The 7,178-nt window shown below is 43.7% G+C and carries 4 protein-coding genes; 2 read left to right on the top strand and 2 right to left on the bottom strand.

Annotated elements, in window-relative coordinates; translation table 11 throughout:
* The first annotated feature begins 262 nt into the window (after nt 1-262).
* Together F6K63_RS23785 and F6K63_RS23780 are read left to right on the top strand one after the other, a co-directional pair.
* Nucleotides 263-1,240, top strand: coding sequence for a class II glutamine amidotransferase (locus tag F6K63_RS23785; RefSeq protein WP_008189843.1), 978 nt, complete (start codon nt 263-265; stop codon nt 1,238-1,240).
* Nucleotides 1,241-1,497: 257 nt separating this feature from the next.
* Nucleotides 1,498-1,941, top strand: coding sequence for a DoxX family protein (locus tag F6K63_RS23780; RefSeq protein WP_008189841.1), 444 nt, complete (start codon nt 1,498-1,500; stop codon nt 1,939-1,941).
* A 261-nt stretch (nt 1,942-2,202) separates the two neighbouring features.
* On the opposite strand, the gene F6K63_RS23775 is transcribed toward F6K63_RS23780, so the two are convergent.
* Both F6K63_RS23775 and topA read right to left on the bottom strand, forming a co-directional pair.
* Nucleotides 2,203-3,726, bottom strand: a complete 1,524-nt coding sequence (locus tag F6K63_RS23775) for a tetratricopeptide repeat protein (protein ID WP_287313271.1) — start codon at nt 3,724-3,726, stop codon at nt 2,203-2,205.
* Between the two features lie 92 nt (nt 3,727-3,818).
* On the bottom strand, nt 3,819-6,497 hold the full coding sequence (topA, locus tag F6K63_RS23770; protein WP_287313270.1) for a type I DNA topoisomerase: 2,679 nt from the start codon (nt 6,495-6,497) through the stop codon (nt 3,819-3,821).
* Between the last annotated feature and the right edge of the window lie 681 nt (nt 6,498-7,178).

The following is a 7,178-nucleotide window of genomic DNA, read 5'->3' as shown; positions in this document are numbered from 1 at the left end:
CTGATAGCTGATAGCTGATAGCTGATAGCTGATAGCTGATAGCTGATAGCTGATAGCTGATAGCTGATAGCTGATAGCTGATAGCTGATAGCTGATAGCTGATAGCTGATAGCTGATAGCTGATAGCTTACCTACTCACTGTCCATCATAGGATTCATCACAATGGTGCGAGATATCACTACAACATTGCTCACCACCAAGTGTCACCTATAAGATATACTTTCCCTGAACTCTACAAATAATGACATCAAGGATAGTATCTATGTGCAGAGTACTGGGCTATATTGGAGAACCTTTAGCAATTTCCAAGTTAATCCTCGAACCTGATAATTCTTTGGTTAATCAAAGTTACGATTCAGATTACCATCATATGGTACAGTTAGCAGGGTTTGGACTTGCTACTTGGAAAAAAGACACTCTCAGCGCCAATTATCCTTTCATCTATAAAGGAACTAAACCACCTTTTTATGACAGAAATTTACAGTCTTTGTGTGAGAGTCATGAGACTAATTTACTTTTATCCCACATCCGAGCAGCATACTACACTTATGAAGCGGTTGTCCATGAGCATAATTGCCACCCGTTTATTTTTCCAGGATTCCGTTTAGCTTTAGCACACAATGGCTGGATATACGGGTTTCAAGAGATTCGCTTCCCTTTATTAAATAAGTGCAGACCAGAAATTATCCAGAATCTAGAGGGAAGTACCGATACTGAGGTAATCTATGCTCTAATTATGTCACAGGTCGATGATCCGACCAAGGATTTGTCTGTTGATGAAATTCTAGATGCTATCAACAAGACAGTTAAAATTATTCTTGATGTTCAAACTGAGTACAATTGTGAAGGAATCAGTGTTCTAAAATTGTTCCTGGCAGATAGTAATGATTTATTAGTTGCCAATCTCGGGATTGGCTATAACCGACAGCTAGATGTACCAGGTGACTGGCAAAAATTAACAAATGAAGAATTACAAGAGCTGAAAAGCGATAGAGAAAAAGATGCATTGTACCTCCTCAAGAGTCCTGTTTGGTCATTGAAGGGCAAAAATTTTGGAGATTATGATGGTTTTAAGATGCAATCTGCAGCAGATGAAGATGTACGCTCTGTTATTATTTCTTCCGAACCACTGACTGAAGATGTGACTGGTTGGTCAATGGTTCCTTTTCAACATATTTGTTTTTTCGATAACAATAATGGTAATCCAAGAGTTGAGACTAAACCATTTCCCTTCAACTAATTTTTATCCAGTCGCTGATTTCTAACTGGTAATCGAGTAGCTAGGTTGGGTTTAAGTGTTAGACCCAACCATCAATGCTATTGCAGTTATTAATTGGGTGAGGTACTTACTTCTGGGTTGCGCGGGAGTAGGGAGTAGGGAGGAGGGCAGTCATAAAATCTGGTTATTTGTGGACTATACGGCGATTCAACTATAACATCCTTGATGCCATTTTCTATAATAAGGGGTTATAGCGCTTATCAAAAAACCTGGAAATCATGAAAAAATACATTCCACTCCTAGGGCGGATATTCCTTTGTGCTATTTTTCTTAAAGCTGGTATCGATAAACTATTTAACCCAACCTATACTCAACAATTGATGGAATCCAAAGGGGTTCCCGGTATACTGATTATTCCCACCATCATTATACTGTTGGCGGGTGGATTATCCGTATTACTAGGCTATAAAGCTCGTTGGGGAGCATTAGCGCTAATTGGATTTTTAATTCCCACCACCTTGATTTTTCACACAGATTTCTCTAATCAAATGCAAGAAATTCAATTTCTGAAAAATCTAGGACTAATCGGTGGATTATTGATGGTAGCAACCTTTGGACCAGGACCAGTTAGCTTTGATAACCGCAGTCTCTGGGATCGAATCCAGTTCGTCTTGCCATTAAAGTATGACTGGCGGAGAATCTTAGGTCGATTTCGGTTTTAGGGAGTCGGGAGTCGGGAGCGGTGCGACCCGTGGCGAATTTAATTCTTAATGCGGAAAGCGCACCGAGGGAATCGGGAAAGGGAGGGAAGTGTGGGAAGTTTGGGGAGATGGGTAGATGGGGAGTCAGATGAGGGAATTCATCAAGACCATGATAAAAAAAGTATTTAAAGATACCAAATTAATCCAAAACTACCTATTCCCTGTTCCCTGTTCCCTGTTCCCTCTTAAAAACTGGCAATTAGCAATCACCAATTACCATTTTCACCATTCCCTCAACTGTGTTACTAGCTTCTTAACCTTAGAACTGTTGAGGAATTGCAGAAATTCCTGGGTCAGCTGCTGCTCCTTTTGCCTAAACTCAAGAATACGGTCTTGCTGAACAGGAGTTCTTTCTGCTATCGGAATAGTAATCAGTTGATTGAGTTGTTCTCTTAGGGAAAGCTGCTGCTGGAAAATTGCCTCATAGCCTGCTTTAATTTGCTCCTCCTCAGGTAAGTATGGTATTTTTTCCTGAACCCTAGTTTGAGTCTTGTCTAGATTAGACAAATCGTCTTTTTGCTCTGGCACTGGGAATAAATTTAGCACCAGTTGCGCCGACTGCACCCGTTTTTGTTGCTGCAGCAACTCAGATAAACTTAGATAGGCATTATCCAAGTTGAGTTTATAGGACTGCTTTTGCTCCTGAGACAGTTTCTCCTGAGACAGTTTAGTGAAATCTTGCCCCAGGGACTGATATACATTGACTGCTTGCTTATGAAAAATAATGGCGAGTTCTGGCTGGTTTTGTGCCGCCAGGACAGCACCAATAGTCCTAAAGGTAAATGCTTCCCCAGCTAATGAACCCACTTCCCGATGAATCACTAGGGCTTGTTGGTGGAATTCTAATGCTTGTTGGTACTTTCCTAGGCGATGGTAAGCGATACCTAAATTATTCAGAAGCATTCCCTCTGAAATGCGATCGCTTACTTCCGTGGCAATAGTCAAGGCTTGCTGATAGGACAACTGTTCCTGTTCGTGCTTGCCTAGACGGTGGTAAACTAACCCTAGGCTATTGAGCAGTGTTCCTTCGTCTGCCTGTGACACTAGAGAATTGTTTTCCGATTTATCCAGTATTTCTCGATAGATATCGAGAGCTTGCTGGTAGGAATCCAGGGACTGGTGGTCTTGACCCAGCTTATAGTATATATTCCCCAAATTATGGAGAGTCCTGCCTTCGTAGCCACGATTGCTCACTTCTCGGTAGATGGCTAAGGCTTGTTGATAGAATTCTAGGGACTTTTGATCGTCCCCTAGGTTGGAATACGTTAACCCCAGATTATTAAGAGTACTCCCTTCCCCGGTGCGATCGCCTAATTCTCGATCAATTGCTAAGGATTGCTCAAAGAACGACCTGGCTAATTGATATTGACCAAGTTCATCATGAACCCACCCGATAAAATATAGCGCTACTCCTTCTTGATAGCGATCGCCAATGTTTCGTTTAAGTTCTAGGTACTTCTGGAAGCTCTCTAAAGCCTCTTGTAATTGACCTGTACTTAACTGTTGGCGACCTTTAAAATAGAGCTGCTGGGGTGGAGTGACTTGATCAAGACTAGTTTGGTCAAGACTAGTTTGGTCAAGACTAGTTTGATCAAGGCTAGTTTGGTCAAGACTAGTTTCGTCAAGACTAGTTTGGTCAAGACCAAGAATAGGCGAAAGGGGGAATGTCAGAGAAATGAGTAAAGAGGCAGTGGTCAGCAGGAAGGATGAAGGAACATGAATAAAGGATAAGAGTTTTTGCTTCAATTCAAACTTCCTAGTTTCCACTTGACAATGGTGTTGTCACACCTTATTATATATATCCTGAGTTTAATCAGTTGGTCAGCAAGTACAATTACTTATTCACTCTCTAACTGAGCCTCTTGGTTATCATCTTTTGTTTTCTTAGTAGTCTTCTTGGTGGATTTCCCAGAGGTTTTATTTTTGGTGGAAGTCTTTGATTTACTGGACTTGCTACCAGATTTACCCGATGACGCCTTAGCTGCTATGAGTTCCAAGGCGGTTTCTAAGGTTAACTCCTCCATTGATGTTCCCTCGGGCAGAGAGGCATTAACTTTGCCATGGTTCACATATATGCCATAGGGACCCTGATAGATATTGACTGGCTCGCTATCTTTAGGATGAACCCCTAGTTCCCGTAAGGGTTTTTTAGTCTTGCTGCGAGAACCGCCCCTTGTCCTCTTAGGTTGTGCCAGCAGCTCTAATGCACGGTCTAGGGTAATTGTCAAGACGTTATCCTCAGCTTTCAGGGAGCGGAAATCTTTGCCTTCCTTCCCTTGGTCATGGACAACATAAGGACCAAAGCGTCCGATTGCGGTTTTGACCGGTTTGCCTGTTTCCGGATGAGGACCGAGAAGGCGGGGGAGTGCTAGGAGACCCACTGCCATTTCTAGGTGTACATCTTCCTTATTTACCCCCTTAGGCAAAGAGACACGTTTGGGTTTTTTCTTCTTATCCTCTGTTGCGTCACCTAGCTGTAGATAGGGACCATAATTTCCATTGAGGATATAAATTGCTTCACCCGTTTCTGGGTGTATTCCCAATTTCTCTGGCCCCTCCATTTTCTGCTGAATCAGTACCTGAACCTGCTCAATGTTTAGTTCAGCTGGGGTGAGGTCTTGGGGAATCGAAGCAGTAAGTACACCATTGCCATTGTTCACCTCGACATAGGGACCAAATTTGCCGATCCGGACTCTAGCATCGAGGTCTTCGAGTTCAACAGTACGGGCAACAATGGGGTCAATCTCATTAATCCGTTCCTTGACTTGGTTATCGAGACCCTTTTCTCCCAAATAAAAGTTCTGCAGGTAAGGAAGCCATGGCGCTGCTCCATTGGCAATGTCATCTAAGGTGCGCTCCATTTTGGCCGTGAAGCTCGTGTCCACCAAGTCGGGAAAGTTTTGTTCGAGCAAATTAGTAACTGCAAACGCCGTAAACGTTGGAGCAAGGGCATTTTTCAGTTTCTGAGCATAGCCTCGGTCAATGATAGTACCAATAATACTAGCGTAGGTACTGGGACGACCAATCCCCTCTTGTTCCAAGGTTTTGACCAAGGTCGCTTCCGTGTAACGGGCTGGGGGTTGGGTTTCGTGACCGATAGCTTCTAGTTCTCTACAGTTAGGATGATCTCCCACTTTCAAAGCTGGCAGAATCACTTCCTGGTTTTCTAGAGCAGCGTTGGGGTCATCAGACCCTTCCACATAAGCCCTTAGATAACCTGGGAAGTCAATGCGCTTACCGGTAGCCCGAAATCCGGCATTTTCCACTTGCAAATCAACCACAATTTGAGTTTGTCGAGCATCCGCCATTTGACAAGCAACGGTACGCTTCCAAATCAGGTCATAGACTTTAAATTCGCGATCGCTTAATCCCGTTTCTTGAGAAGTTTTGAATGTACTCCCTGCTGGACGAATGGCTTCGTGAGCTTCTTGAGCTCCTTTGCTCTTAGTGGTATACTTTCTCGGTTTGGGGCTAAGGTACTCTACCCCGTATTTTTGTTCAACGCAGCTACGGGCTGCTGTGATCGCTTGTTCAGACAAATGTACTGAGTCTGTACGCATATAGGTAATGAAACCCTTTTCATACAGACTCTGGGCAGTCCGCATCGTATCACGAGCCGATAGTCCCAGTTTCCGGTTGGCCTCCTGTTGCAGGGTCGAGGTAGTAAAGGGGGGTGAGGGTTTCCGAGTAACAGGTCGTTCTTGTAAATTAGTAACCGTCCAGACTTTATCATACAGGTTGTCTTTGAGTGCTTTAGCCTCCACTTCACTCAACAATTTGACCTGCCTACCTTCGATAATGTCACCTGTATTGGCATCGAAATCACTACCGGTAGCAATTTTCACCATGTCCAGGGTTACTAGCTTAGCATCAAAGGAACTTCCTGCTTCTAGAATCCCTTTCAAATCCCAATAGGTGCCCTTGCGGAAGGCACGGCGTCGGCGTTCTCGATTCACCAACAGCCGCACTGCTACAGACTGTACCCGACCAGCTGATAAGCCCCAAGCCACTTTTTTCCACAGCAGCGGTGAGAGGGTGTAGCCCACGAGTCGGTCAAGAATCCGCCTTGTTTCCTGAGCTCTTACCACCTGATCATCGATCTCACGGCAGTTTTGTAGGGCATTTTGAATAGCATCCTTAGTGATTTCGTGAAATACCATCCGCTTAGTTGGCACTTTCGGATTTAAGATTTGTAACAAATGCCAACTAATACTCTCCCCTTCTCGGTCTTCATCCGTAGCCAAAATCAGTTCATCAGAATCCTTCAGAGCTGCTTTGAGCTGTTGGACAACCTGTTTCTTGTCTTTAGGCACCAGGTAAAGCGGTTCAAAGTCAGCTTCCACATTTACCCCAAACTTAGCCCACTTTTCCCCCTTGTATTTTTCGGGGATTTCACTAGCTGATTGAGGTAAATCACGGACATGACCCATGGAGGCTTCGACCTGGTAACCAGGAGGTAAGTAGTTCCGAATGGTGCGAGCTTTAGTAGGAGATTCGACAATTACAAGGGTTGTCATCGGAGTTTCAACAATAGCGGCGGTGTTGAATAGTCTAATTTAAATACTATTTCTCAAAGGTCGAGGGAGTAAGCCAGTATACTTGCTCCCTACTGAGTCTGGGTATGGTTTTCCAGCATAGTTTTCCAGCATAGTTTTCCAACATTAAGTAGAACCCCCTGATGGCAGTATAAGCTTGCCTCTTAATTTCTACAGTACGCTACTTGTGTTGCAGGCTAACACGAACAAGGAGCAACTGTGTGGGAAAGGAAGTCAGGCAACTCGACCATAGGTACGGGGATTTGAGGGCTACTTATACTTATATATATATATGCGCTTCAGCAGTACTCCCTACTTTTTCGGATTGTGCCAGAAATAATCTTTACCTAGAGGTAAACCACGAATAGCTCATGTAGTATTCGCCATCCAATAGAGCACCGTTAACACCGTAAGTACACCCCTATCCCAATTCCTCTCACTGCTGCTCAAAGATTTGTAAACAATTCGTTCGTTGCCTTCAAAGGTAACATTGATCCGGTGTACGACATAGCTAGTCTCACCTTACCGTGGCACAGAGGGCAGTGAAAGGGCATAAATACGGAATTGTACTTTGTCCAATCTCCAAGGCATACAAGCCATTTTCCCAACTAGCTACAATCACCGATATGATAAGAAAGTTAATCTGGATACTCAAATAACCAT

Source organism: Moorena sp. SIO1G6, from assembly GCF_010672795.1.
In the GTDB taxonomy this organism is placed as follows: Bacteria; Cyanobacteriota; Cyanobacteriia; order Cyanobacteriales; family Coleofasciculaceae; genus Moorena; species Moorena producens.
This window is presented reverse-complemented; position numbering and strand designations above follow the sequence as displayed.

What these genes read in the sequence shown, in the direction of transcription:
- F6K63_RS23785 (WP_008189843.1), top strand. Translation starts at nt 263, where the DNA reads ATGTGCAGAGTACTGGGCTATATTGGAGAACCTTTAGCAATTTCCAAG.
- F6K63_RS23780 (WP_008189841.1), top strand. Translation starts at nt 1,498, where the DNA reads ATGAAAAAATACATTCCACTCCTAGGGCGGATATTCCTTTGTGCTATT.
- topA (WP_287313270.1), bottom strand. Translation starts at nt 6,497, where the DNA reads ATGACAACCCTTGTAATTGTCGAATCTCCTACTAAAGCTCGCACCATT.